Here is a 21565-nt window from a genome sequence, read left to right on the forward strand (position 1 = left end):
TCCTTGTTATAGAAAGACGAACTTGGCGATAAAAATCACGCACAGCGCCCAAAGGCTGGCGGAAATCTCGCGGTATTTTCCGGTGCCGGCCTTGAGCGCCACGTAGGTGATAAAGCCCAAGGCGATGCCGTCGGCCACCGAAAATGTCAGCGGCATCATGATCGCGGTGACGATCGCCGGAATGCTGTCGGTGGCCTCATCCCAATTGATGTGCGCCATGCTCGCCATCATCAGCATCGCCACGTAGATCAGCGCACCGGCGGTGGCGTAGGCCGGGATCATACCGGCCAGCGGCGCGAAGAACATCGCCGCCACGAAGAGGACGCCCACGGTCACGGCAGTCAGCCCGGTGCGACCACCTGCGGCCACCCCGGCGGCGCTTTCGACGTAGCTGGTTACCGGTGGCACACCGACCATGGCGCCGAACACGCTGGAGGCGCTGTCGGCCTTGAGGGCGCGGGACAGATTGTCGATCTTGCCGTCAGCCTTCACCAGCCCGGCCCGTTGCGCAACGCCCATCAGCGTGCCGGCCGTGTCGAACATGTGCACAAACAGGAAGGCGAACACCACGCTGATCATGCTCACATTGAACACACCCTTGATGTCCATCGCCATCCAGGTCGGCGCCAGGCTCGGCGGGGTGGAGAGGATGCCGTTGTAGTGCACCAGGCCCAGGCCCCAGCCGGCCAGGGTTACGGCGATGATGCTGATGAGGATAGCGCCGAACACACGGTGGTAGCTGAGGATCGCGATCAGCAGGAAGCACACGGCCGCCAACAGCGGCGCCGGCTCATGCAGCGAGCCGAGCTTGATCAGCGTGGCCGGGCTTTCGACGATGATGCCTGCGGTTTTCAGGCCGATCACACCGAGAAACAGGCCGACCCCGGCGCCCATGGCATGGCGCAGGCTGACCGGGATGCTGTTGAGCAGCCATTCCCGCACGCGTGAGAGGGTCAGGCCCATAAACAATACCCCGGAAATAAACACCGCACCCAGCGCGGTTTCCCAGGTGTAGCCCATAGTGCCGACCACGGTGTAGGTGAAAAACGCATTCAAACCCATGCCGGGCGCCAGCCCAACCGGCCAGTTGGCGTACAGGCCCATCAGCAGGCAACCGAGTGCGGCGGCGATGCAGGTAGCAACGAACGCCGCGCCGTGATCGATGCCGGCGTCGGCCATGATGTTGGGGTTGACGAAGATGATGTAGGCCATGGTGATGAAGGTGGTGAGGCCGGCGATCAGCTCGGTCTTCACTGTGGTGCCATGCAGGCGCAGCTTGAACAGGCGTTCCAGCCAGCCGTTCGATGAGGGGGCAAGGTCCAGCGTCGGGGCTTCGGATTTGCGGCTATCCACAGCGAGTACTCCTCAAGAGTTTTATTGTTATTTCCAGCGCCGGTCACATGAGTGGGCAACAGCGCTTTGAGGTACTGGCGGGCTTTGTTGACCAATAGGTCAAGAACTCGCACGAAGCGAATTATGCTTTTGTATACAAAGAAAGCAAATAATGTTTTCTATTTTGTGTGCGAAAGAGATGAAAGGCAACTCGTGAGGCAAGCGGGCTCGCCACAACCGGCCCGTTCGCCACAGGGATTACGGCTGACCAGACAGTGCCTGGTTCACCGCCAACCATCCATTCACAGCCTCTTCCCCGGCTTCATTGAACGCTCGTTGCAACAGCTTCACCTGTTCACGGCGCAATGACTGCTCAAAACGCAGCCCTTCCTCGGTCAATTCCAGCAAGCGTTTGCGCTTGTCGGTCTCGGACGCGACGCTGTCGACCAAGTGCATTTCCTGCAATTGGCGCAGCGGAATGTTCAGCGCCTGTTTGCTCACACCGAGCAACTCCAGCAGCTCTTTCACGCTCAAGGCCGGGTAGCGCGAGATAAAAAACACGATGCGCTGGTGCACTCGACTCAGGCCTCGACGTTCGAGCATTTCGTCAGCCTTGGCGGTAAATGCCTGGTAGCCGAAGAAGAACGCTTCCATGGCCTGTTGCTGGCTGTTTTGGTTTTTAAGGTCAAGCATGTTGACGTATCCGCTCAAGCTGTCGTAATTTCGGTCAACCAGTTTGACGTATTTCCCACAGCCTTCGCTAGCGGTGACCTCCATGGCCTTCTCCGAACGTGTTACGCGCCTTAAAAGCTCCTTGATCCGTGAAATCCTCGCCGCAGCCCAGCGTCCGGAAGTGATGTCGTTCGCCGGTGGCCTGCCGGCCGAAGCCATGCTGCCTGCGCTGAACTGGGATGACATGCCGCTCAATATCGGCCAATACGGCATGAGCGAAGGCGAACCACAATTACGTGAATTACTGGCCGCCGAGGCGCGGGCGCTGGGCGTGCCGTGCGAGGCCAGCCAGGTCATGGTGGTCAGTGGCTCCCAGCAAACCCTGGATCTGGCGGCCAAGCTGTATATCGACAAAGGCACGCAGGTTCTGCTGGAAGGCCCGACCTACCTCGCGGCGTTGCAGATCTTCCAACTGTTCGGCGCCGAATGCCTCACTGTCCAGTTGGAAGCCGACGGGCCGAACCTCAGCGCATTGCGCGCCAGCCTCGAACGCCATCGTCCGGCGTTTATCTACCTGATCCCCACGTTCCAGAACCCGTCGGCCGTGCGCTACAGCGAGGCCAAGCGCGAGGCGGTCGCCGCGTTGCTCGATGAGTTCGGTGTGACCCTGATCGAAGACGAGCCCTACCGCGAACTGACCTTCGACGGCGGCAGTGCGCGCCCCATCGTCAGTCGCCTGCAAAAGGCCAGTTGGATCTACACCGGCACCGTGTCCAAAACATTGTTGCCTGGCCTGCGGGTCGGCTACCTGATCGCCAGCCCGGACTTGTTCCCGCACCTGCTCAAGCTCAAGCAATCGGCGGACCTGCACACCAACCGCGTAGGCCAATGGCAGGCGATGCAATGGATCGGCAGCGAAAAATACCAACAACACCTGGTGGAACTGCGCAGTTTTTACCGCCAGCGCCGCGATGCATTCCAGGCCCCGCTGGAGCGCCATTTTGGCGATCTTGCCGACTGGCAAGTGCCTCAGGGCGGATTATTCTTCTGGCTGACCTTGAAACAGCCGCTGGATACCCGCACCTTATTGGCCCAAGCGCTGGGCCAGAACGTTGCGTTCATGCCCGGTGAACCGTTCTTTTCCGAGCCGGACCAACACCTCGGCTCGTTGCGACTCAACTTCAGCCATATCGACCCGGCCCGCCTGGACGAAGGTCTCAAGCGCCTGGCCGCGGTGGTCCGTCAAGCACAGCACGCGCAAGCGGCATAAGGGGAGCCCCATGTATAAGGTTTATGGCGATTACAAGTCGGGCAACTGCTACAAGATCAAACTGATGCTTAACCTCTTGGGCGTCCCGTACCAATGGGTGGATGTGGACATCCTCAAGGGTGACACCGAAACCCCCGAATTCCTGGCCAAGAACCCCAACGGCAAAATCCCCGTGCTGGAACTGGAAGACGGTACTTGCTTGTGGGAATCCAACGCGATCCTCAACTTCCTCGCCGACGGCAGCGAGTTCTTGCCGATCGAACCGCGTTTGCGCACGCAAGTGTTGCAATGGCAGTTCTTCGAGCAGTACAGCCACGAGCCCTACATTGCGGTAGCGCGGTTTATTCAGCTTTACCTGAACATGCCAGAGGATCGCCTTGAGGAATACAAAACCACCCACAAAGGCGGCTACAAGGCATTGCGGGTGATGGAGCGGCAACTGCAAACCACGCCCTATCTGGTGGGCGAGCAGTATTCGATTGCCGATATCGCGCTGTATGCCTACACCCATGTGGCCCATGAAGGTGGTTTTGATTTAGCGCCGTACCCGGCTGTGCAGGCCTGGTTGAAGCGCGTGGCCAGCCATCCCAAGCACGTGGCAATGCTGGACTGACAGGCTATGGATTTGGGGGCGATGGCTGCTCGGGCGCAAGCGCGGTGAAAGGCAATTGGCGCGCAGCGAGTGTGTACAGCCATCGCAGGCCTGTGTCAGAGCGCTGGGATAATCGCGTCAGGCCCATGATCCAGGCCACTTCTGCGCGGGATACCTTCGAGGGGGCCTCCGGGTGTGCCTGGACGTTGCGCAGTGTCAGCAACGCCAGGCCGATGGTCCAGACCATGAACCGACGAATACCTGGATGCCTGGCTGGGATCAGCAACGCAAACTGCAGCGCTCGCTGTAAGTGAGCGTTGGCGGTGCCAACCATTTGCCCTACAACTTGGACATGCTTGGGATCACGGACTCCGGCCTGCAAAACGCAAGGCTGCAGATGATATTCGGCCAGTAGATCCTGTGGCAGCCAACAAACTCCCCGGGAGCGATCCTCCCACTGATCCTTGAGAATATTGGTCAACTGCAACCCGGTGCCGAATGAGCGTGCCAGGTGTTTCAGGGTTTCGCGTTGCGTTGACAGTTGCGGCTCAAAGTCGATGAAAAACTCGGTTAGTGTCTCTCCGACAACGCCCGCTACGTAATAGCAGTAGCGGTCCAACTCCGTGCGTGTAGCCAATCCCTGTAGACCGGCCTTGTCCTGAAACTCGGCCATCCCTGTGGTCATTATGTTCAGGCAATCAAGGATCGCCCTTCGCTTGGCCGGACTGAGCGTGTCGTTAACGGCCAATATTAAAGGCATATGTCTGATCAGCTCGCGCTCGGCTGCAAGGGTTTGCTCCGTCAGGTGCTGAGTCAATTCATCGCTCAAGCATTTTGCGTCCCCCTGGCCACTGATCACCTCAAAATACCGACGTTGGTAATAGCGTTTTTGAGCGGACGTGAGACCGGGTTCGTCTTCTATCGTGTCTGCCATTCGGCACAGCAGATAGGCATTAGCTACTGCCGGGCGAAGTTCGGCCGGCAATTGAGGAATGGTCAAGGCAAACGTGCGCGATACCTGGGGAAGGATTTCATTCTGGTACGCGAAAGGCGCTTGGGGATTTTCCATCATGGCCTGCAGTCGCCAGTCTTCCAGCCGACAGGCCGGGTGAGCGAGGATGACGTTGAACCAGGCGGTCAACGCTTCGGGCGCGGTGTCGACCCACTGCCGCAAGGCCGGGATTTCTATCCAGCGCCATTCAGAGGCCTCGGTTGGGTTGGCCTGCGGTTCGCCATCAAACGTGCCGATATAAATATGATCGAACTCATGCTCGATCAAATTCCCTGGGACGCGGGCCTGGTAGGTCAGCGTCATGACCTCACGCAAAGGGCAGGCCAAACCCATCTCTTCACCGAGCCGTCGATGGGCGGCGTGTTCAGTCTCTTCGCCGGGGCGCGGATGCCCGCAGCACGTATTCGTCCATAGGTTCGCGGAGTGATATTTGCCGGCAGCGCGCCGTTGCAGGAGCAGCCGACCTTTGTGGTCGAATATGAAAATGGAAAACGCTCGGTGCAGCAGCCCTTCACGGTGCACCTGCAGCTTTAAACCAGTACCGATTTGACGATCGTTCCCGTCCACCAGTATCAGTGTTTCTTCCATGTCTTAAATCTCGTGTTGTGCGCCGGTGGGGGGCCGATTCAGTTTGCTGAAACGCGCCAGTGCCGGCAGGGAAAATACACGCCATAGCCGTGATAGTGCATCAGCCGGGCAGTGTCTGGCTCAGGAGCTCAAAACACCGCTGCGCCGCCGGGCTCAGCCCCATCCCGCTTCGACTGATCAACCCGATCTCCCTGTTCACTCCGGGATGATCGATGTTGATGCGTTTCAACCCTTCCAGACTGTCCGCCGCCGACTCCGGCAGCACACTGATTCCCAGCCCCTGGCGCACCAACGCCAGCACCGTCGACATGTAGTTGGCCTCCATGCCGGCGTTCAGCGTCAGCCGGGTTTCATCAAACAGCGCATCCACGTGCTCGCGCACACTGCTGTCGCGCCCGGTGAGGATGATCGGCTGGTCTGCCAATTGCTCCAGGGTCAACTGGCGATGGTGGGCGAGAGGATGATCCAGCGGTACAAACGCACACAACCGATCATTCAGCACCGGCAGAAAATCCAGTCCATGGCTGAGTCGTGCACGTACGCCGATGCCAAAATCCACTTCCCCTGCGCGCACCTGGGCATGAATGCGGTGGGCGACCAGGTCATGCAACCGTACTTCGATGCCGGCGAAGCGTTCGCGAAACAGGCGCAAGGCCGGCGGCAGGGCGCCAGCGCACACTGAGGGCAGGGCGGCGATGGTGACCACCCCTCGGCGCAGGGCGGCGATGTCGCGCGAGCCGGTGACAATGTTGTCCAGGTCCAGCAGCAATTTTTCCATGGGGCCACGCGCCTCATGGCCGGCAGCGGTGATGCTGACATGGCGCGGGCTGCGGTCGAGCAGGGTGACACCCAGCCAATCTTCCAATTGCTGAACTTGAACCGTGAGTGCCGAAGGCGACAGATGCAGCTCATTGGCCGCCTTGGTAAAGCTGCCGGTACGGGCGACTGCGAGGAAGGCTTGAATATGCTGGATGCTATTTTTCATAGGCGCGGCTTCATTTTGTTTTTCCGAACATGCGGTGGTGAATATTCCAATTTACAAAGAGTAACGCGCTTCCAATACTCCAGGGAAAACAATAACCGGCCAAAAAGGCCGCTCTGGAGTAACCCATGCTCGCAACCCTGGGTGTCATTACCATCCTGTGCCTGCTCGCTGCCGTCATGAGCAAACGCCTCTCACCACTGGTGGCCCTGATCGCCTTGCCGATCATCGCCGCGCTGCTCGGCGGGTTCGGCCTGCAAACCAGTGCCTTCATCATTACGGGGATCAAGAACGTCGCCCCGGTGGTGGGCATGTTTGTGTTTGCGATTCTATTTTTCGGGATCATGACCGATGCCGGCATGCTCGACCCCATCATTGATCGCATCCTGCGTACGGTCGGGACGCGTCCAACACGCATCGTCGTCGGTACCGCGACCCTGGCCCTGCTGGTGCATCTGGACGGTTCCGGCGCGGTAACGTTTTTGGTCACGGTGCCCGCGATGCTGCCGCTGTACATGCGGCTGGGGATCGACAAACGCATCCTCGCCTGTGTGTGCGCTATGGCCGCCGGCGTCAACTTTTTGCCCTGGACCGGCCCGGTGCTGCGCTCTTCGGCAGCGTTGCATGTGCCCGTGGCGGACCTGTTCCAACCGCTGATCCCGGTGCAGATCGTCGGCCTGATCTTTGTCTTCGCCTGTGCCTGGTGGCTCGGCCATCGTGAAGAAAAACGCCTGGGCCTGGGCGCTGGCTCCAGCGTGGATGCGATGCCGCAACGGGTGCTCAGCGACGACGACATCAAGCTGCGTCGGCCGCGCCTGTTCTGGGTCAACCTGATCCTCACTGTGCTGGTGATGGTGGTGATGATTGCCGGTTGGGTCGACCCGGTGGTGATGTTCATGCTCGGCACCGTGGTGGCGCTGTGCATCAACTACCCGAATGTCGACGCCCAGCGCGCCCGCATCGACGCCCATGCGAAAACCGCCCTGACCATGGCCAGCATCCTGCTCGCCGCCGGGGTGTTCACCGGCATTATGCAAGGCACCGGCATGCTCAAGGCGATTGCCGAAGTGGCGGTGGCGCAGATTCCGGCCGGCCACGGAAAGCTGATCCCGGCAGTCGTGGGCTTTCTGTCGATGCCGCTGAGCATGTTGTTTGACCCCGATTCCTACTATTTCGGCGTGATGCCGGTGATCGCCGAAGTCGGCAAGGCCTTGGGCGTCGACCCGCTGCAAGTGGCCCAAGCCTCGTTGCTGGGCGTGCACACCACCGGTTTCCCGGTCAGCCCGTTGACCCCTGCGACCTTCCTGTTGGTGGGCCTGTGCAAGATCGAACTGGCCGATCACCAGCGCTTTACCATCCCTTTTCTGTTTGCCGCGTCAGTGTTGATGACCCTGACTGCGTTGCTCCTGGGAGTGATCTGAGATGAAAACCTTGCGTATCGGTTCCGGCGCCGGCTACTCCGGCGACCGTATCGAACCTGCCGTGGAACTGGCCGAACACGGTGACCTGGATTACCTCGTGTTCGAATGCCTGGCCGAACGCACCATCGCCTTGGCGCAACAGGCCCGTATCAGCGATCCACAGGGTGGCTACGATCCGTTGCTGAGTGAGCGCATGCGCCGCGTGTTGCCGTTTGTTGGAAGGCAGACCGCGCGTCGTCGCTTGCGCGTGATCACCAATATGGGCGCGGCCAACCCGGTGTCGGCGGCGCTTGAAGTGCGGCGGATTGCCAGTGAATTGGGGTTGAGCCTCAACGTTGTTGCTGTGGTGGGTGACGACGTGTTGTCAGTGCTGCAGCCCGATCACGTGCTCGATAACGGACAGACCGTTGGCTCACTGGGTGAGCGGTTGATTTCCGCGAATGCCTACCTGGGTGTCGACGGTATTATTGATGCGTTGCACGCCGAGGCGGACGTGGTGATTACCGGGCGCGTGGCAGATCCGTCGTTGTTCCTGGCCCCGCAGATGTTTGAGTTCGGTTGGACGGCGGACGATTGGCTGCGCCTGGGCCGTGGCACATTGGTCGGGCATTTGCTGGAGTGTGCAGGGCAGGTCAGCGGTGGTTATTTTGCCGATCCTGGTTTCAAGGATGTGGACGATTTGGCGCGCCTGGGTTTCCCGTTGGCCGAGATCGATGCCGACGGTGAGGCCGTGATCACCAAGGTTGCGGGCTCCGGTGGGCGGGTCAGTCGCGCGACGTGTACCGAACAATTGATCTACGAAGTGCATGATCCGGCGGCGTACCTGACGCCGGACGTGACGGCGGATTTTTCCCAGGTGGGGTTCGTCGAAGAGGGGGTTGATCGCGTGCGTGCCCAAGGGGCCAATGGCCGTGCGCGACCCGAGCAACTGAAGGTCAGCGTCGGTTATCTCGACGGCTGGATCGGTGAGGGGCAGATGTCCTACGGCGGCCCGGGTGCAGTCGCACGGGCGCAACTGGCGCGGGATGTCGTACTCAAGCGTTTGGAACTGATGGGTGTGAAGATGCAAGACCTACGCGCCGAACTGATTGGCATGGACTCGCTCCACGGTCCACGCAGCAGCGTAGAGCCCTGGGAAGTGCGTCTGCGCGTGGCGGCGCGTTGTGAAGACCGAGGGGACGCGGTGCGCGTCGGTAATGAAGTGGAAACCCTTTACACCAACGGCCCGTCCGGCGGCGGCGGTGCCAGCAAAAGCGTACGGCAAGTGGTGGCGGTGGCCTCGTTGCTGCTGCCCCGTGACGCGGTCAACCCGAGGATCGAAGCATGAAACTGCACACGCTGGCCCATTCCCGCACCGGGGATAAGGGCGACACCTCAAACGTCTCAATCATTGCCTATCGCGCCGAGGATTATCCGTTGCTGCGTGAGCAGCTCACGGCCGAGCGTGTGGCTGCGTACTTCGCCGGGCTGTTGGAGCCGGGTGCGGCACCGGTTCGACGCTATGAATTGCCGAACGTGCAGGCGTTGAACTTTGTGCTGCCGGGGATTCTGCGTGGCGGGGTGACTCGCTCGCTGGCGCTGGATGCGCACGGCAAGTGCCTGGGCTCGGCGCTGCTGGATCTGGAATTGATAACACTGGACTGAATGTGGGAGGGGGCTTGCCCCCCGATAGCGGAGTGTCAGCCGGCTAATCCAGTGACTGACACTCCCTCATCGGGGGCAAGCCCCCTCCCACATTAGTTTTGCGATGTTTGTCAGATCGCGGCAAACCGCTTATCGAGGTAATCGATGATTACCTTGGAGTCATACATCCAAGTGGTCTGGCCGTTTTCTTCGATGCGCAGGCACGGCACCTTGATCTTGCCGCCTTGCTCCAGCAGGGTCTGGCGGTCCTGCTCGTTGTTCTTCGCATCCTTCAGCGCCACCGGCACATTCAGGCGGTGCAGGGTACGGCGGGTCTTCACGCAGAACGGGCAGGCGTGGAATTGATACAGGGTCAGGTCCTTGGCCGCTGCGTTCACCTGCGCCTGTTGTTCGGCAGGGCGCTGCTTTTTGCGCGGACGGGTAAGTAAGTCGCCGGCGATGATGACGTGGCCGAGGCCCACTCGAAGTGCTTTGACGAACATGGCTGAAACCTCTTGCCCATGAAGAAGGGGCCGCAGCTTACCTTAATTCTGCAGGCGAAAAAAAACCGGCGATGAACGCCGGTCTTTTTCTGCGCAGCCTATTACTTGATCAGGCTGAGGAACTCGCTGCGAGTGGCCGCGTTTTCGCGGAACTCACCCAGCATCACAGACGTGATCATCGACGAATTCTGTTTCTCCACACCGCGCATCATCATGCACATGTGCTTAGCTTCGATCACCACCGCCACGCCCAGGGCGCCGGTCACTTGCATCACGGCATCAGCGATCTGGCGGCTGAGGTTTTCCTGGATCTGCAGGCGGCGGGCATACATGTCGACAATCCGCGCGACCTTGGACAGGCCCAGCACTTTGCCACTCGGGATGTACGCGACGTGGGCCTTGCCGATAAACGGCAGCAGGTGGTGTTCGCACAGCGAGTACAACTCGATGTCCTTGACCAGCACCATTTCGCTGTTGTCGGAGCTGAACAAGGCACCGTTGGTGACTTCTTCCAGCGTCTGCTCATAACCGCGGCAGAGGTACTGCATCGCCTTGGCGGCACGTTTTGGCGTGTCGAGCAGGCCCTCGCGGGAGACGTCCTCGCCGAGTTGGCCGAGGATCGCGGTGTAATTCTGTTCCAGGGACATGAAACTACCTGTGGGATTTTCGCAAAGCGCAAGGTTACGGTGGCGGACACATCGCTGCAAGCCTGACGATGTCACTTGTTACTCGTCACGGCCTTCCATCATCGTACGCTTGAGCATCACATACACCGCCCCCGCACCGCCGTGGCGGGCCTGGCAGGAGGTGAAGCCCAGCACCTGAGCGTGTTGGCGCAGCCAGGTGTTGACGTGGCTTTTGATCATCGGTCGCTTACCGTCCAGCCGCACGGCTTTGCCGTGGGTGACGCGTACACAGCGGATTTCGAATTTGGTGGCTTCAGCGAGAAAGGCCCACAGGGTTTCCCGGGCTTTCTCCACGGTCATGCCGTGCAGGTCGAGGCTACCTTCGAAGGGGATCTGGCCGACCTTGAGCTTGCGCATCTGGCTTTCCTGCACGCCATCGCGGGCCCACATCAACTCGTCTTCGGGGCCGACGTCGATCACGAATTGGTCCGACAGGCCATCCACGGTGGTGGCATCGGTGCGCACGGTCGCGGCCTGGCGCAGTTTGGCGATTTGCGCCCGATCAGCCTTGGGTTTGCCGGTATCGGCGCGGTCGTGCTTGATCGGCTTGACGCCGCGCAGCTCGTTTTTGAACAGGGAAAAATCGTCGTCTTGCATGTCGGCCTCCGCGAAGGGCGGGCAGTTTACCTAATTCGCGGCGGCCGGGCGCAGGAAACGCTATCCAAGCGCCATCAGTCGTGTTTTTTCATCAGGTGTGCAGCGATATTCAGTGATAACGGCTGGCGCATTTTCCGACGGCTACGACGCCACAACCACACGCCCAGCCACAGCACCAGCACGCCGATGCCCAGCAGGAGGGCAGAGCCACCTGGGCTGGCATTCAGTTCGCCAAGGGCCGGTGAATGACCAAACAAGCCGGCGCCACCAGCGCCCGCAAGCAACAAACCTACAATCGCCAGCAACGCGGCAATGCCGGCCACCAGACGCAGACGCCAGTTACTCGGGCCCTTTGGGCGCAAGCGACGAGCGTCAAAACCATCGGATATCTTCATTCCGACCTTTCCTCCAGGGTATCGGCCCTTCGACCGGAAGATACGCAGCTTGTTCCTGTACCCGAGGCAAATGCGCCAAATCAAAAGGCTTAGCGGATGAGCGGGGCAATAAACATTGCCGCGCCGCTCATCAGAAGGGCGATCAGATCAGATCTTTGGTCAGCGCAAGGGTGGCGAAGTTGTCGGCCATGATGGCCATTTCGGTTTGCTGTACGTGCTCGGCACTCAGGATGCCGCCTTTGTAAGGCAGGTCGCGGGTGGCGCAGGCGTCTTCCACCAGGGTGCAGCGAAAGCCCAGGTTCTTGGCCGCGCGCACGGTGGTGCTGACGCTGGAATGGCTCATGAAACCGCAGACGATCAGGTCCAGGGAACCGAGGTCTTGCAGGTGCTTTTCCAGGCCGGTGCCATGAAAGGCGCTGGGCAGCAGCTTGCCGATAATGGTTTCGTCGCCTTGAGGCTCAAGGCCGGGAATGAACTCACCGCGTTCGCCCTGAGGGTCGAACAGGCCACCGACGGTACCCAGGTGGCGCACATGCACGATCGGACGGCCAGCGTTGCGCGCTGAGGTCACAAGTTGCTTGATATGGTCGACCGCCGCGTCCATGCCCGAGAGGGCGAGTGGACCGCTGAGGTATTCCTTCTGGGCGTCGATGATCACGAGGGTCGCATGGTTCAGGTTGGCTGCTGCGTAACCGCGACCGCTGAGTTGAAACATCGTCTTTGGAACGGACATTCTGGGGCTCCTGTGAGGGGGGCTTTTGCGACATTGTCCACTGGCTGAGCAATTCTGTGAATCGCTACCATCGTAAGGTACGCCGTTGCTGGCGTGCAGCCATGTCAAGAGGCGGGCTTGTTTAACACAATGCTGGCAAATTGGATGAAATCCGATGGGTGGCGCCAAGTTTTCGTACATCGTCGGTACAGGCGAAGGCTGTTAGAATCGCCAGTCGTTTTTTCCAGGAGTCTGCCCCCGTGATCACTTCCCGCCTGCGCACCTTGCGCGACCATATCCGTTGGGCTGTCAGCCGTTTCCATGGGGAAGACCTGTTTTTCGGCCATGGCACCGACAACGCCTGGGATGAAGCCCGGCAATTGGTGCTCGGCGCCTTGAGCCTGCCGTGGGAAATTGCCGACAGTTACCTGGACTGCAACCTGGAAGAAGAGGAAGTCTCCCATGTGCAACGCCTGCTTCACCGCCGTATCCATGAGCGCGTGCCGACCGCCTACCTGCTGGGTGAGGCGTGGTTCTGCGGCATGTCGTTTATCGTCGACAAGCGTGTGTTGATCCCGCGTTCCCCCATCGGCGAACTGATCGAAAACCGCTTCGAACCGTGGCTGGCCCAACCGCCGGCGCGCATCCTCGATCTGTGCACCGGCTCAGGTTGCATCGGCATCGCCTGCGCCTACGAGTTCCAGGACGCCGAGGTCGTGTTGGGTGACTTGTCCTTCGAAGCATTGGAAGTGGCCAACCAGAACATCGAGCGTCACGGCGTCGACGAGCACGTATACACCGTGCAGGGCGATGGTTTCGACGGCCTGCCAGGCCAGCGTTTCGACCTGATCGTGTCAAACCCGCCGTATGTGGACGCTGAAGACTTCGCCGACATGCCGGACGAATACCAGCATGAGCCGGAGCTGGGACTGGCCTGTGGCGATGACGGTTTGAACCTGGTGCGCCGGATGCTCGCCGAAGCGGCGGACCATCTGACCGAGAAGGGTTTGCTGATCGTTGAGGTGGGCAACAGCCAGGTGCACGTTGAGGCGTTGTACCCAGAGGTGGACTTTGCTTGGCTGGAGTTCCAGCGGGGCGGGCACGGGGTGTTCATGCTCACGGCCGAGCAGTGCCGGGCGCATCAGGCCGTCTTTGCCGCCAGGGTCTGAGTGGGTCATGCGGTCAGTGTGGGAGGGGGCTTGCCCCCGATGGTAGTGTCTCAGTCAACACATTCATGACTGAATACACCGCTGTTGGGGGCAAGCCCCCTCCCACATTTTTATTGCAGTGCAACCTATTAGCGGTGTGTCGCAATCCAGATCAACAGCCCTGCCTGGAACACCGTAAACGCCACCAGACAGGTGATGGTGAAACGTAGCCCGCTGTCCTCGCGCTTGAACTTGGTGACTTTTTCCTCTTCCTTGCGCAGCTTCACTTCCTGTTCCAACAGGTTCTGTTCGGCCTGTTGCAGCATCTGCGCGGCTTCGAGGATCTCGACGAACTGCACCTTCTCAGTGTTCCAACTGTCCAGCACATCACCGACCTTGCCTGGCTGTACGTTGCCTTTGAGGTGCTGCACATCGGCATACGCCACATCAAAACCCTGAATGCGCAAGAAGTGGTCGCGGCGCAGGCGCGTGGCTTCGTTGAGTGCGTCCTTGTTGGCCAGGTCGACGCCGTCGACGCGGTAGTGCGACCACTTCTTCTTAGCCCAGGCAGCGCCTTGAGCCACGAGGAAACGGCCGATGCCCCGGTTGGCCGGCTCGATTTCCAGGCTGTTGCCCGGACCGAAATGCACGCGATGGGTGTCGTGGTCGACCCAGATATCCAAGTGGTTTTGTTCGCGACGCACACGCTGGCCGGGCAACTGAATGACCATGCGCAACAGGCTGTGTTGCTTGTCATTGCGCTCGGCATAGCCGAACTGCACGAACCTCAACGGCCGCAGGCCAGTGGCGCGGTCGGTGGCCAGGGGGGCCAGGCGCAGCATCTTGAAATGTTCGGCCTGGACATCCGCCCACGGCAGAGGCGCCGCGTCGACGGCCTCGGTTTTTTCAGCCGGGGTGTCGGCGGTCGGTTCTGGTGTTGCTTCAGTGGTTGTCATGCGGCGCGATCCTGTCCAAGCCCAGCAAGCCGACAGTCTTTTTGCTGTCGACTCTTGGCTTATCGGCCGTTTTTGCGAGGACTGGAGGCAAATTGTCGCTTAACGGGGTTGAAGTCCGGCGATAAAGCGCACCACGCGGTTGCCCAGCTCTGCGGCGAGGGGTAATTGCGGGTCATTGTAGGAGGCCAATTGCTGCTTCACGTCATTGGGCACGATGCGCATGACGTGGTTCATGCCTTCGATCACCGTCAGCTCGGCATCGGGCTTGGCCCTTTTCAGTTGCTGGGCGTCACCGACACCGACCTGTATATCGTTGGTGCCCTGGACGATCAGTGCCGGCATGCGCAGTTTCGCAAAGGCCGCGGACGGATCGGCGCGGAACAGGCTGATCAGGTAAGGCTGCACACTGGGTCGGAAAATAGCCTCCAGCGGGCCAGGTACATCGGCATCCACCTGACCGGCCTTGAGGTGATCGAGGATTTCATTACTGCGCAGCAGCAGGGCAGGGGGCAAGTGATCGGCCAGTTGCTGGCGGATGACCTGGTCCACCGGACGAGCGCTACCTGACAGGGAGATCACACCGGCCGGGTCGAGTTGCGGGGCGGCGAGGGCGGCGACCAGCGCGCCTTCGCTGTGGCCCAGCACAATCAGCGGGCCCATGCGTTTGTCGGCCTTGAGCATTTTGCCCCAGGCCACCGCGTCGGCCACGTAGGCGTCGAGGGTCAGGTTACGCTCGTCAGGTGTGGCGGCGAGGCTTGCAGCCACACCGCGCTTGTCGTAGCGCACGCTGGCGATGTTGTGTCGTGCCAGCACCCACGCCAGGCGCTTGAGACTGTCGTTGCGCGCGCCGTCGGCACTGTTGCCGTTGCGGTCGGTGGGACCGGAGCCCGCGATAATCAGCACCACCGGCACCGGATGGTCGGATTGGGGCAGCAGCAGCGAACCAAACAGCTCGCCGCTGCCGGTGTCCAGGCTGATGGGCCGTTGCAGTACGACGGGGGACGCGGCGTGGGCCACGGCGGTAAACAGGGTGAGGGTAAACAGCAAAACTCGCAGCATCATCGCGCCATCATTGGTGAAGTGTCGGTTGGACCTGTGCCGACCGGTAAGGTTTCGAGGATGAACTAGTCGGTTGGCCCGCGTATACTGGCGCGCTTGGTTATCACCCCCGAGTGATTACAACTGATTTCACGGAGCGCCCTGCATGTCCGGCAATACCTTCGGCAAGCTGTTCACTGTCACCACCGCAGGCGAAAGCCACGGCCCGGCGTTGGTCGCCATTGTCGACGGCTGCCCGCCCGGCCTGGAACTGTCCCTGGAGGACCTGCAGCGCGACCTCGACCGCCGCAAACCCGGCACCAGTCGCCACACCACCCAGCGCCAGGAGCCCGACGAAGTCGAGATCCTCTCCGGCGTCTTCGAAGGTCGTACCACCGGTTGCGCCATCGGCCTGCTGATCCGTAACACCGACCAGAAGTCCAAAGACTACTCGGCGATCAAGGACCTGTTCCGACCGGCCCACGCCGACTACACCTATCACCACAAATACGGCGAACGCGACTACCGTGGCGGTGGCCGCAGTTCCGCGCGCGAAACCGCCATGCGCGTGGCCGCTGGCGCCATCGCCAAGAAATACCTGGCCACCCAGGGCATCGTGATCCGTGGCTACATGAGCCAGTTGGGCCCGATTGAAATCCCGTTCAAGACCTGGGACAGCGTGGATGACAACGCTTTCTTCTGTCCTGACCCGGATAAAGTGCCGGAACTGGAAGCCTATATGGACCAGTTGCGCCGCGACCAGGACTCCGTCGGCGCCAAGATCACCGTGGTCGCAGAGGGCGTCAAGCCAGGCCTGGGCGAGCCGATCTTCGACCGTCTGGATGCAGAACTGGCCCACGCACTGATGAGCATCAACGCCGTAAAAGGCGTGGAAATCGGCGCAGGCTTCGCGTGTGTGTCCCAGCGCGGCACCGAGCACCGCGATGAGATGACCCCACAAGGTTTCCTCAGCAACAATGCCGGTGGCATCCTTGGGGGCATTTCTTCCGGTCAGCCAATCGTTGCGCATCTGGCGCTCAAGGCCACGTCGAGCATCACCACCCCAGGCCGCTCGATTGACGTCAACGGTAACCCGGTGGATGTGATCACCAAGGGCCGCCACGACCCGTGCGTTGGCATCCGGGCTACGCCCATTGCCGAGGCAATGATGGCCATCGTGTTAATGGACCACCTGCTGCGCAACCGTGGGCAAAATGCTGAGGTGCAGGTGAGCACTCCGGTACTGGGCCAGCTGTGACGGGCTGGTTGTGACAGCGCTCCCTTATTGGCGCCTCTCCAGCTTCTACCTGTTCTACTTCGCCCTGCTGGGGGCGACGGCGCCGTTCCTGGCGCTGTACTTCGATCACTTGGGCTTCTCCAGCGCGCGTATCGGCGAGCTGGTGGCCATCCCCATGCTGATGCGCTGCGTGGCGCCCAACCTGTGGGGCTGGCTGGGCGACTACACCGGCCGCCGCCTGGCCATCGTAAGGTTTGGCGCAGTGTGCACCCTGGTCAGTTTTTCGCTGATTTTCGTCAGTAAGACCTACGCCTGGCTGGCTTTGGTGATGGCCCTGCATGCGTTCTTCTGGCACGCGGTGCTGCCGCAGTTTGAAGTGATCACGCTCGCGCATCTGCAAAAACAGACGTCACGCTACAGTCAGGTACGGTTGTGGGGCTCCATCGGCTTTATCCTTACTGTGGTGATCATGGGCCGGCTGTTCGACTGGCTGAGCCTGGATATCTACCCGGTGGTGGTCGTGGTGATCATGGCCGGGATTATTGGCGCCAGCCTGTGGGTGCCGAATGCGCAGCCTGCCAGCCAGGGTAATCGCCTTGCCGGTGAGGGTTTCCTCAAGCAACTGCGTAGCCCAGGCGTGTTGGCCTTTTACGCCTGTGTCGCGCTGATGCAGATGAGCCATGGGCCGTATTACACCTTTCTCACGCTCCACCTTGAGCACTTGGGCTACAGCCGTGGCGTGATCGGCATGCTGTGGGCCTTGGGAGTAGTGGCCGAAGTGCTGATGTTCCTGGCCATGAGCCGTATCCTCACGCGCTTCTCGGTACGTCGGGTGTTGATGGCCAGTTTCCTGTTGGCGGCGCTGCGCTGGTTACTGCTGGGCTCGTTTGCCGAATTTCTTTGGGTGCTGCTATTGGCGCAGGTCATGCACGCGGCTACCTTCGGCAGCTTTCATGCAGCGGCGATTGCCTTTGTGCAACGCAGCTTCGGCGATAAACAACAAGGCCAGGGCCAGGCGCTGTACGCCGCTTTGGCCGGCACCGGCGGTGCGCTGGGCGCGCTGTATTCCGGTTATAGCTGGAACCTGTTGGGGCCGACCCTCACCTTTAGTATTGCCAGCGTCGCCGCCCTGGCCGCGGCCGTTATCATGGGTCTTCGATTGCACGAACAGAACCAAGGAACCCTTCAATGAGTTATGTCGCTGTCTACCACGTCGCTTCACCGGATACGCCGAACAAGGTCTTGACCCATGCCGAAGACATCGCTGCGACCCTGGCCGAGCACGGTGTGCGGTTCGAGCGCTGGCAGCCCAGCCCGATCGAGAAGGGCGCCAGCGAGGCTGAAATGATTGCCGCCTATCAGCCGCAGATCGACGCGCTGGGCGACGTCTCGGTGGCAGTATTCAGTGTCACAAGCGACCACCCGCAGAAGGACGAGCTGCGGGCTCGGTTCCTCTCTGAGCGCCGTTACAGCGAAGATGAAGTGCGTTTTTTCATCGCTGGCCAGGGCCTTTTCAGCCTGCACATAGGCGACTACGTATATGCCGTGCGCTGTGAGAAAAACGACCTGCTGGCGATCCCGGCCGGCATGGCGCACTGGTTTGATATGGGCGAGAACCCCCACTTGGTCACACTGCACTTAGCTAAAACGGTGCAAGGGGCGGTCCCGGCATTCACCGGCGATGATATTGCCAGCCGTTTCCCAGGTTTGGATGATTGAAACCAGGCCGCTGGAATGTTCAACCCCGCCAAGTTGGAAGTTGTTGTGGGAAGAGGCTTAGTTGCTTGTAGGGTTTGGCTGTTTATCGCGGCCAATGCGCACTGAAACCATTCGTTATGTAACTCTTTGCGGCACCAGTTGTATCACCTGTCAATAGGAGGAATCCGAAGGGTGATAGGAGATCAGCCAAAAAGAAGGAGAAATGTAATGAATGGGCCAGAGGAGCCGTGTCCGCCGCCGTATTTCGTGCCCAACGCGCTCAGGAGACGCCTGAGCTTGTCCGGCAAGCCGCTGACCCCAGCGGAATTGGAGATCTTACGCTGGGCTTCCGAGGGCAAGACGGTCTGGGAAATCAGTCAGATCCGTGCGACGTCCGAGGCTACCGTCAAATTTCACCTGCGCAATATCTACGGCAAATTGGAAGTCACCAACCGTGTACAGGCGATGAACGAGGCCGCGCGCCAAGGCCTGTGCTGACCTCAACGAAAAAGGGCCGCGACGCTCAACGGCGTCGCGGCCCTTTTTTATGTGCAGTACTTAAGCCGAATGATAAGTCGGCAGGGCAAAGCGGTTCTGGCTTTGCAGCATCGAAATTTGCGGCAGGTCACTGGCTTGTTCGGCCAGGTCGCGGCGAATGGCACTGATCACCCAAGTAAGTTGGTCGGCAGTGTGCAACTGCTGGTAGGAGATCGAACGCTTGACCTGTTTGCCCTCACCATTGCGCAGTGTCAGCAGGATACCGCCGTCTGGACGTGGCTGGGTGGTGACGTCGTAGTTGGAGAATACTGAAGCGAATTTATCTTGGATCAGGCTCATGTCTATCAGCTCCGTTGGCTCAATTTGGCAAGCATGGATTGATAGGTGCAGTGATTGTGCCAGCTCCTGATTTATTAAAATATCCTTGTAAATCAATGGCTTATAAAAAATTGAGATTTTCAGATTCGTGCAAATTGCATGAAGGGCCATCATGCATCCTGCATTTTGCGTTACTTGGCGCGGCCGGATGGGCGTGCCGCTATCCATAAAGACTCCCTTTGCGGGGCTAAATTCCCTTTTTCAGTCGTCGTCTGTTGGGATACAAAACTTTTCAAATCCCGCGTGTACAGTCGAAGAAGGGCTGACGTATTTTCCTTCAATGCACTCGGCCTCCTTCTTACGGAAATATGGGTGCTTTTGGATCATACGAACAATAAGAAAAAGGATGTTCCACCATGAGCCACCCGCAGAACGACATGATCACCTGGGGCAAGCTGTTGCGTAAGATGCCCTCCATTGTTCGTGCCCTGCCACGCGTCGTGCGTGGCATGCGTGCCGCCAATGTCACCGATCCCGCGCAGCCTTGCGGATTGGGCTGGCACTTTGAGCAAGCCACCCTGCGCAATCCGGATGGCAACGCTTTGTTGTATGGCGATCAGGTGCTCAGCTATACCGAAGCCAACCAGCGTGCCAACCGTATCGCCCATCACCTGCACGCCCAGGGCATCGGCAAGGGTGACGTGGTGGCTCTGTTTGTTGAAAATCGCCCCGAATTACTTTTGAACGTGCTTGCCGTGGCCAAGCTGGGTGGCATCTGCGCGATGCTCAACACTGCGCAAACCCAGGCGGCGCTGGTGCACAGCCTGAACCTGGTGAGCCCAGTGGCCATTATTGTCGGTGCGGAACTGGTGGCCTCCTATGAAACCGTGCGTGATCAGATCGCGATCAAGGCTGATCGAACCTGGTTCGTCGCCGATCAGCAATCCACCGAGGTGCCCGACGGTTATATCGACCTGATGGCGGTCAGTGCCGAGTGCCCGCTGGAGAATCCGGCCAGCACCGCGCAGGTCTTCTTCAATGACCCGTGCTTCTATATCTACACCTCCGGCACCACCGGCCTGCCCAAGGCCGGGATCATGAAGCATGGCCGCTGGACCAAGACGGCCGTCAGCTTCGGCAGTATCGCCCTGGACATGGGGCCGGATGACGTCCTCTATTGCACCTTGCCGCTCTACCACGCCACCGGATTGTGCGTGTGCTGGGGCTCTGCAATTGTCGGCGCGTCAGGCTTTGCCATCCGCCGCAAGTTCAGCGCCAGCCAGTTCTGGGACGATGCGCGCAGATTCAAGGCAACCACCCTCGGTTATGTCGGCGAGTTGTGCCGTTACCTGCTCGACCAGCCGCCCAGTGGAAACGACCGTGATAACCGCGTCACCAAGATGGTCGGCAACGGCCTGCGCCCTGGCGTGTGGGCGCAGTTCAAGGCGCGCTACGGCGTTGAGCATATCTGCGAGCTGTACGCGGCCAGCGACGGCAATATCGGCTTTACCAACGTATTGAATTTCGACAACACCATCGGCTTTTGCCTGCAGCATTGGGCCCTGGTGGACTATGACCACGAAGGCGGCGAGCCGCTGCGCGGCAGCGATGGCTTTATGCGTAAGGTGCCCTCGGGCGGGCAGGGGCTGTTGCTGGCGAGGATCGATGAAAAATCGCCCTTCGACGGCTACACCGATCCGGAAAAAAATCGCCGGGTGGTGCTCACTGACGTGTTTGAAAAGGGCGATCGCTACTTCAATACCGGCGATTTGTTGCGCAGCATCGGCTTCGGCCATGCGCAATTTGTCGATCGCCTGGGGGACACTTACCGCTGGAAGGGTGAAAACGTCTCCACCACCGAGGTCGAGAATGTCCTGCTGCAACACCCCCAGATCGCCGAAGTGGTGGCGTATGGCGTTGAGATCGAGAACACCAACGGGCGCGCGGGCATGGTCGCCATTACCCCCAGCGAGTCCCTGGCTGCGCTGGACATGCGCGAGCTGCTGCAATTCGCCCACGGCCAGTTGCCAGCCTATGCGGTGCCATTGTTCCTGCGGATCAAGGTCAAGATGGAAACCACCGGTACCTTCAAGTACCAGAAGGTCAAGCTCAAGGAGGAGGCTTTCGATCCGGACAAGGCCGGCAATGACCCGGTGTATGCCTGGCTGCCGGGTTCGGACTGCTACGTGCCGGTCACCGGGCAATTACTCGCGCAGATCCAGGGCGGTCAGTTCCGCTATTGATTGTGGCTATGGGGGCTTTTGACAAAAAAGCCATGACAGGTGGG

Annotated in this window: 23 protein-coding genes; 11 read left to right on the plus strand and 12 right to left on the minus strand. The window is 60.1% G+C overall.

The genetic code is table 11. The features are described 5' to 3' along the window. Nucleotides 1-6: 6 nt before the first annotated feature. Nucleotides 7-1353, minus strand: a complete 1347-nt coding sequence (locus tag AOA61_RS26375) for an NCS2 family permease (protein WP_099603046.1) — start codon at nucleotides 1351-1353, stop codon at nucleotides 7-9. A gap of 237 nt (nucleotides 1354-1590) precedes the next feature. Next, a complete protein-coding gene (locus AOA61_RS26380) occupies nucleotides 1591-2025 on the minus strand; it encodes a MarR family winged helix-turn-helix transcriptional regulator (RefSeq protein ID WP_032888098.1) in 435 nt (144 codons plus the stop codon). A gap of 82 nt (nucleotides 2026-2107) precedes the next feature. On the opposite strand from AOA61_RS26380, the gene AOA61_RS26385 reads away from it, so the two are divergent. Both AOA61_RS26385 and AOA61_RS26390 read left to right on the plus strand, forming a co-directional pair. Then, the gene (locus AOA61_RS26385; protein ID WP_099603047.1) at nucleotides 2108-3274 is read left to right on the plus strand and encodes a PLP-dependent aminotransferase family protein; all 1167 of its coding nucleotides are present in this window, start codon (nucleotides 2108-2110) and stop codon (nucleotides 3272-3274) included. A 10-nt stretch (nucleotides 3275-3284) separates the two neighbouring features. After that, entirely contained in the window at nucleotides 3285-3887 is a 603-nt protein-coding gene (locus AOA61_RS26390) for a glutathione S-transferase family protein (protein WP_032888018.1), read from the plus strand. A gap of 4 nt (nucleotides 3888-3891) precedes the next feature. On the opposite strand, the gene idi is transcribed toward AOA61_RS26390, so the two are convergent. Further along, the gene (idi, locus tag AOA61_RS26395; protein WP_241150111.1) at nucleotides 3892-5466 is read right to left on the minus strand and encodes an isopentenyl-diphosphate Delta-isomerase; all 1575 of its coding nucleotides are present in this window, start codon (nucleotides 5464-5466) and stop codon (nucleotides 3892-3894) included. A gap of 100 nt (nucleotides 5467-5566) precedes the next feature. Further along, nucleotides 5567-6451 (minus strand): LysR family transcriptional regulator, encoded by an 885-nt coding sequence (locus AOA61_RS26405; RefSeq protein ID WP_099603048.1) that lies wholly within the window; start codon nucleotides 6449-6451, stop codon nucleotides 5567-5569. A 125-nt stretch (nucleotides 6452-6576) separates the two neighbouring features. On the opposite strand from AOA61_RS26405, the gene AOA61_RS26410 reads away from it, so the two are divergent. The 3 genes from AOA61_RS26410 to AOA61_RS26420 are packed head-to-tail and all read left to right on the plus strand — an operon-like array spanning nucleotide 6577 to nucleotide 9513. Then, on the plus strand, nucleotides 6577-7869 hold the full coding sequence (locus AOA61_RS26410; RefSeq protein ID WP_099603049.1) for a CitMHS family transporter: 1293 nt from the start codon (nucleotides 6577-6579) through the stop codon (nucleotides 7867-7869). A 1-nt stretch (nucleotide 7870) separates the two neighbouring features. After that, nucleotides 7871-9196, plus strand: a complete 1326-nt coding sequence (locus AOA61_RS26415) for an acyclic terpene utilization AtuA family protein (protein WP_099603050.1) — start codon at nucleotides 7871-7873, stop codon at nucleotides 9194-9196. Then, nucleotides 9193-9513: a hypothetical protein gene (locus tag AOA61_RS26420; RefSeq protein ID WP_032888025.1), complete on the plus strand. Its 321-nt coding sequence runs from the start codon at nucleotides 9193-9195 to the stop codon at nucleotides 9511-9513. The genes AOA61_RS26415 and AOA61_RS26420 overlap by 4 nt, the downstream gene beginning before the upstream one ends. A gap of 110 nt (nucleotides 9514-9623) precedes the next feature. Here the strand turns inward: AOA61_RS26420 and AOA61_RS26425 are convergent, their stop codons facing one another. From AOA61_RS26425 to AOA61_RS26445, 5 genes are all read right to left on the minus strand, one after another. Next, nucleotides 9624-9995, minus strand: coding sequence for a glutathione S-transferase N-terminal domain-containing protein (locus tag AOA61_RS26425; RefSeq protein WP_032888027.1), 372 nt, complete (start codon nucleotides 9993-9995; stop codon nucleotides 9624-9626). 101 nt (nucleotides 9996-10096) lie between these two features. Next, a complete protein-coding gene (gene folE, locus AOA61_RS26430; RefSeq protein WP_003442011.1) occupies nucleotides 10097-10642 on the minus strand; it encodes a GTP cyclohydrolase I FolE in 546 nt (181 codons plus the stop codon). A 78-nt stretch (nucleotides 10643-10720) separates the two neighbouring features. Then, nucleotides 10721-11278 carry a Smr/MutS family protein gene (locus AOA61_RS26435; RefSeq protein WP_032888029.1) on the minus strand — a complete coding sequence of 186 codons (558 nt, stop codon included), beginning with the start codon at nucleotides 11276-11278 and terminating at the stop codon, nucleotides 10721-10723. Between the two features lie 74 nt (nucleotides 11279-11352). Continuing rightward, entirely contained in the window at nucleotides 11353-11673 is a 321-nt protein-coding gene (locus AOA61_RS26440; protein ID WP_032888031.1) for a hypothetical protein, read from the minus strand. A gap of 142 nt (nucleotides 11674-11815) precedes the next feature. Further along, the gene (locus AOA61_RS26445; protein ID WP_032888033.1) at nucleotides 11816-12406 is read right to left on the minus strand and encodes a cysteine hydrolase family protein; all 591 of its coding nucleotides are present in this window, start codon (nucleotides 12404-12406) and stop codon (nucleotides 11816-11818) included. 239 nt (nucleotides 12407-12645) lie between these two features. Here AOA61_RS26445 and prmB point away from each other — a divergent pair, with 239 nt between their 5' ends. Then, the gene (prmB, locus tag AOA61_RS26450; protein ID WP_099603051.1) at nucleotides 12646-13554 is read left to right on the plus strand and encodes a 50S ribosomal protein L3 N(5)-glutamine methyltransferase; all 909 of its coding nucleotides are present in this window, start codon (nucleotides 12646-12648) and stop codon (nucleotides 13552-13554) included. A gap of 128 nt (nucleotides 13555-13682) precedes the next feature. Here the strand turns inward: prmB and AOA61_RS26455 are convergent, their stop codons facing one another. Continuing rightward, entirely contained in the window at nucleotides 13683-14489 is an 807-nt protein-coding gene (locus AOA61_RS26455; RefSeq protein ID WP_032888036.1) for a hypothetical protein, read from the minus strand. A 99-nt stretch (nucleotides 14490-14588) separates the two neighbouring features. After that, nucleotides 14589-15551, minus strand: a complete 963-nt coding sequence (locus AOA61_RS26460; protein ID WP_095185468.1) for an alpha/beta hydrolase — start codon at nucleotides 15549-15551, stop codon at nucleotides 14589-14591. 142 nt (nucleotides 15552-15693) lie between these two features. On the opposite strand from AOA61_RS26460, the gene aroC reads away from it, so the two are divergent. From aroC to AOA61_RS26480, 4 genes are all read left to right on the plus strand, one after another. Then, the gene (gene aroC / locus AOA61_RS26465) at nucleotides 15694-16785 is read left to right on the plus strand and encodes a chorismate synthase (RefSeq protein WP_032888040.1); all 1092 of its coding nucleotides are present in this window, start codon (nucleotides 15694-15696) and stop codon (nucleotides 16783-16785) included. A gap of 4 nt (nucleotides 16786-16789) precedes the next feature. After that, nucleotides 16790-17956: an MFS transporter gene (locus tag AOA61_RS26470; RefSeq protein WP_164444827.1), complete on the plus strand. Its 1167-nt coding sequence runs from the start codon at nucleotides 16790-16792 to the stop codon at nucleotides 17954-17956. Beyond that, nucleotides 17953-18483 (plus strand): acireductone dioxygenase, encoded by a 531-nt coding sequence (locus AOA61_RS26475; protein ID WP_099603053.1) that lies wholly within the window; start codon nucleotides 17953-17955, stop codon nucleotides 18481-18483. The genes AOA61_RS26470 and AOA61_RS26475 overlap by 4 nt, the downstream gene beginning before the upstream one ends. Nucleotides 18484-18690: 207 nt before the next feature. Next, nucleotides 18691-18960 (plus strand): response regulator transcription factor, encoded by a 270-nt coding sequence (locus AOA61_RS26480; protein ID WP_032888046.1) that lies wholly within the window; start codon nucleotides 18691-18693, stop codon nucleotides 18958-18960. A 60-nt stretch (nucleotides 18961-19020) separates the two neighbouring features. Here AOA61_RS26480 and AOA61_RS26485 read toward each other — a convergent pair whose 3' ends face one another. Beyond that, nucleotides 19021-19299: a DUF3509 domain-containing protein gene (locus AOA61_RS26485; protein ID WP_032888048.1), complete on the minus strand. Its 279-nt coding sequence runs from the start codon at nucleotides 19297-19299 to the stop codon at nucleotides 19021-19023. A gap of 395 nt (nucleotides 19300-19694) precedes the next feature. Between AOA61_RS26485 and AOA61_RS26490 the strand changes: the two genes are divergently transcribed. After that, a complete protein-coding gene (locus AOA61_RS26490) occupies nucleotides 19695-21521 on the plus strand; it encodes a long-chain-acyl-CoA synthetase (protein WP_099603054.1) in 1827 nt (608 codons plus the stop codon). Nucleotides 21522-21565: the final 44 nt, after the last annotated feature.

Origin of the sequence: Pseudomonas sp. 2995-1, from assembly GCF_002742505.1 — a bacterium.
Lineage (GTDB): Bacteria > Pseudomonadota > Gammaproteobacteria > Pseudomonadales > Pseudomonadaceae > Aquipseudomonas > Aquipseudomonas sivasensis.

Coding starts and splice junctions, on each gene's coding strand:
- AOA61_RS26485 (WP_032888048.1), bottom strand. CDS start 19,299: ATGAGCCTGATCCAAGATAAATTCGCTTCAGTATTCTCCAACTACGAC.
- AOA61_RS26415 (WP_099603050.1), top strand. CDS start 7,871: ATGAAAACCTTGCGTATCGGTTCCGGCGCCGGCTACTCCGGCGACCGT.
- AOA61_RS26480 (WP_032888046.1), top strand. CDS start 18,691: ATGAATGGGCCAGAGGAGCCGTGTCCGCCGCCGTATTTCGTGCCCAAC.
- AOA61_RS26445 (WP_032888033.1), bottom strand. CDS start 12,406: ATGTCCGTTCCAAAGACGATGTTTCAACTCAGCGGTCGCGGTTACGCA.
- AOA61_RS26460 (WP_095185468.1), bottom strand. CDS start 15,551: ATGATGCTGCGAGTTTTGCTGTTTACCCTCACCCTGTTTACCGCCGTG.
- AOA61_RS26475 (WP_099603053.1), top strand. CDS start 17,953: ATGAGTTATGTCGCTGTCTACCACGTCGCTTCACCGGATACGCCGAAC.
- AOA61_RS26405 (WP_099603048.1), bottom strand. CDS start 6,451: ATGAAAAATAGCATCCAGCATATTCAAGCCTTCCTCGCAGTCGCCCGT.
- AOA61_RS26385 (WP_099603047.1), top strand. CDS start 2,108: ATGGCCTTCTCCGAACGTGTTACGCGCCTTAAAAGCTCCTTGATCCGT.
- AOA61_RS26380 (WP_032888098.1), bottom strand. CDS start 2,025: ATGCTTGACCTTAAAAACCAAAACAGCCAGCAACAGGCCATGGAAGCG.
- idi (WP_241150111.1), bottom strand. CDS start 5,466: ATGGAAGAAACACTGATACTGGTGGACGGGAACGATCGTCAAATCGGT.
- AOA61_RS26420 (WP_032888025.1), top strand. CDS start 9,193: ATGAAACTGCACACGCTGGCCCATTCCCGCACCGGGGATAAGGGCGAC.
- AOA61_RS26390 (WP_032888018.1), top strand. CDS start 3,285: ATGTATAAGGTTTATGGCGATTACAAGTCGGGCAACTGCTACAAGATC.
- AOA61_RS26490 (WP_099603054.1), top strand. CDS start 19,695: ATGAGCCACCCGCAGAACGACATGATCACCTGGGGCAAGCTGTTGCGT.
- AOA61_RS26435 (WP_032888029.1), bottom strand. CDS start 11,278: ATGCAAGACGACGATTTTTCCCTGTTCAAAAACGAGCTGCGCGGCGTC.
- AOA61_RS26455 (WP_032888036.1), bottom strand. CDS start 14,489: ATGACAACCACTGAAGCAACACCAGAACCGACCGCCGACACCCCGGCT.
- folE (WP_003442011.1), bottom strand. CDS start 10,642: ATGTCCCTGGAACAGAATTACACCGCGATCCTCGGCCAACTCGGCGAG.
- AOA61_RS26425 (WP_032888027.1), bottom strand. CDS start 9,995: ATGTTCGTCAAAGCACTTCGAGTGGGCCTCGGCCACGTCATCATCGCC.
- AOA61_RS26410 (WP_099603049.1), top strand. CDS start 6,577: ATGCTCGCAACCCTGGGTGTCATTACCATCCTGTGCCTGCTCGCTGCC.
- AOA61_RS26440 (WP_032888031.1), bottom strand. CDS start 11,673: ATGAAGATATCCGATGGTTTTGACGCTCGTCGCTTGCGCCCAAAGGGC.
- aroC (WP_032888040.1), top strand. CDS start 15,694: ATGTCCGGCAATACCTTCGGCAAGCTGTTCACTGTCACCACCGCAGGC.